The sequence below is a fragment of the Paenisporosarcina sp. genome (assembly GCF_049671445.1).
GTDB lineage: Bacteria > Bacillota > Bacilli > Bacillales_A > Planococcaceae > Paenisporosarcina.
This window is the reverse complement of sequence record NZ_JBATUX010000081.1, coordinates 1-2,980: the sequence shown is the minus strand read 5'-3', so window position 1 is coordinate 2,980 and position 2,980 is coordinate 1. Positions and strand designations below refer to the sequence as shown.

At 41.5% G+C, this 2,980-nt stretch carries 1 protein-coding gene and 2 pseudogenes; all 3 read left to right on the top strand.

Annotated features, from left to right (window positions below; all coding sequences use genetic code 11):
- Positions 1-121 (top strand): annotated as a pseudogene (locus WBG45_RS10520) (NADH-dependent FMN reductase); the annotation flags it as partial.
- Between the two features lie 369 nt (positions 122-490).
- Positions 491-2,662 carry a DNA topoisomerase III gene (locus tag WBG45_RS10515; protein ID WP_424414350.1) on the top strand — a complete coding sequence of 724 codons (2,172 nt, stop codon included), beginning with the start codon at positions 491-493 and terminating at the stop codon, positions 2,660-2,662.
- A gap of 122 nt (positions 2,663-2,784) precedes the next feature.
- A pseudogene (locus WBG45_RS10510) lies at positions 2,785-2,980 on the top strand (Cys-tRNA(Pro) deacylase); the annotation flags it as partial.

Here is a 2,980-nt window from a genome sequence, read left to right as displayed (position 1 = left end):
GGAAGGCAATGTAATAGTCGATGAAGATGTGCATGATCGCCTGCGTGAACTCGCACGAGTGTTTGTGCAGTACGCAGAAATGAGCACGCATCTGTCAAAAGAAACAATCGATAAACCTTAAGATCTTGATGGACCACTTCGCGACGAGCTTGCGAAGTGGTTTTTTGATGGAGAATTGTTTGGTTTTAAGGAGTTTCGCTCATAGAATCGTGCTAACCGCTGATAGTCGACAAGAACCCGCTCATAGGATCGTGCCAACCGCCGATAGTCGACAAAAAACCGCCGATAGAACCCCGCTAACCGCTGATAGTCGACAAGAACCCGCTCATAGAATCCCGCCCGCTAACCGCCCATAGTCGACAAGAACCCGCCGATAGAATCTCGCTAACCTCCCTTAAGACATCACTCCGCAACAACAATCCTACCGATTCATTTTAGAATCGTTTCACTTTCCGTTATAATGAACTTACAGAAGAGAGGGGCGGACAATTTGTCAAAATCAGTAGTACTTGCAGAAAAACCATCCGTAGCACGCGATATTGCTCGCGTCCTCGGTTGTCATAAAAAAGGAAATGGCTTTTTAGAAGGAACACAATATATAGTGACATGGGCACTCGGTCATTTAGTTACTCATGCTGATCCAGAACAATACGATAATAGCTATAAAGAATGGAAACTTGAGGATTTGCCGATATTACCTCAGCCATTTAAACTCGTGCCAATTAAACAAACGATGAAACAATTTAACGCAGTGAAGGCACAATTAAATCGTTCGGATGTTAAGGATATCATTATCGCAACTGATGCTGGTCGAGAAGGGGAGCTTGTAGCCCGTTGGATTTTAGACAAAGCAAAAGTGAAGAAACCGATCAAGCGGTTATGGATATCTTCCGTTACTGACCAAGCGATTCAAAAAGGCTTCCGAGAACTTAAAGACGGACGTGCATATGAACATTTATTTGAAGCGGCTGTTGCGAGAGCGGAAGCAGACTGGGTAGTTGGGATTAACGCAACACGAGCATTGACCGTGAAATATAATGCTCAACTATCGACAGGTCGTGTCCAGACGCCGACACTTGCAATGATTGCAGCGCGTGAAAAGCAAATTAGCGACTTCAAATCTAAGCCCTATTATGGGTTACAAGCGTTAACTAAAGAAGTAAATTACACGTGGTCATTTGGTCCAAACAATCAAACGAGCAATTTTAATAAAGAGCAAGTCGAGCAAGTTCTTAGAAAATTAGACGCTAATAAAGAGGGCAAGATTTCGTCTATTCAAACGACACCAAAGAAACAGCCTGCCCCTCCGTTATTTGATTTGACGGAACTTCAAAAAGAAGGGCATCGTCTGTTTGGTTGGTCAGCTAAAGAAACATTATCTACCTTACAAGGTTTATACGAACGCCATAAAGTGGTGACCTATCCGCGTACTGACTCTAAACATTTATCAAGTGATATGAAGTCGACGTTAATCGATCGTATTAAAGCTGTAGACTTGCAGCCTTATCGAGCGGCAACCAACAGTATTTTGCGTTCAAATAATATTCAACCACAAAAAGGTGTAATTGATGATGCACGAGTTAGTGATCACCATGCGATTATCCCAACAGAAGAATCGCCAGTATTGCAGAATTTATCAGATAAAGAACGCAAATTATATGACATGATTGTCAAACGGTTTTTAGCGGTCTTTTTACCACCTCATGCTTATGACCAAACCGTAATCACGCTTGAAGTTGGTGGCGAAAACTTCTCTGCAAAAGGCAAAACTGTGCGTGATGAAGGTTGGAAGCGAGTCTATCAACAAGATAAAGAAGACTCTTCCGAAAGTACATTGCCACCCGTTCAAAAAGGAGACAAAATTGAAATTCGTGCTATCACGATGACGCAAGGCGAAACAAAACCTCCTGCACGTTTCAACGAAGGAACGTTATTAGCAGCGATGGAAAATCCCTCGTCATTTATGGCAGGCGAATCAAAAGAAATCATCCAAATGGCTGTGGAAACTGGTGGACTTGGAACAGTGGCTACACGTGCAGATATTATCGAGAAGTTATTTAATAGCTTTGTCATTGAAAAGAAAGGCAAAGATATTCATACAACTTCTAAAGGGAGACAGCTTTTAGAATTGGTTCCTGAAGATTTGAAATCACCGTCCTTAACTGGAGAGTGGGAGCAAAAATTAACGAAAATTGCAAAAGGGACGTTGAAGAAAGAGCAATTTATGAAAGAAATGGTCCTGTTTTCGAAAACGGTTGTTTCTGAAATTAAACAAAGTGATCAAAAATATAAGCATGACAATGTCACGGGAAAAACTTGTCCGACATGTGGCAAGAATTTACTCGAAGTAAATGGTAAGCGCGGGAAAATGCTCGTTTGTCAAGATCGTGAATGTGGCTACAAAAAGTCCGTGTCCATGCAAACAAATGCACGTTGCCCAGTGTGTCACAAACGCATGGAGATGCGCGGTGAAGGCGATGGCAAACTGTTCGTTTGTAAATGTGGTCATCGAGAAAAATTGTCAGCCTTTGAAAAACGTCGTGAATCTTCTGGCGGAGCAAAAGCCAATAAGAAAGATGTCCAGAAGTTCTTGAAACAACAAGATGAGCCACAAAATACAGCAATGGCTGAGGCTTTGAAGAAATTAATGAATAAGGAATAATGATGAGATCTATCTAGATTCATGCGCTAAATCTGAAATTTTTAAAATGGTTATCTTTTCTCTCTGCAAATGCAGGAGTAAGACGGCACTTCATGTTTTTCTAACGAAACGAGGAAATGTCTATGGCAAAGTCAGCTAAACCAGCAAAAACGAATGCAGTGCGCTTACTCGATCAACAAAAAATCGTTTACGATTTATTTGAGTATGAAGTGTCTGACGGACAAGTCGATGGTGTTTCAGTGGCGAAAAAAATTCAACAACCTGTTGAAAAGGTGTTTAAAACACTTGTCGCAACTGCGGGACCTGGAAAAGTATTTG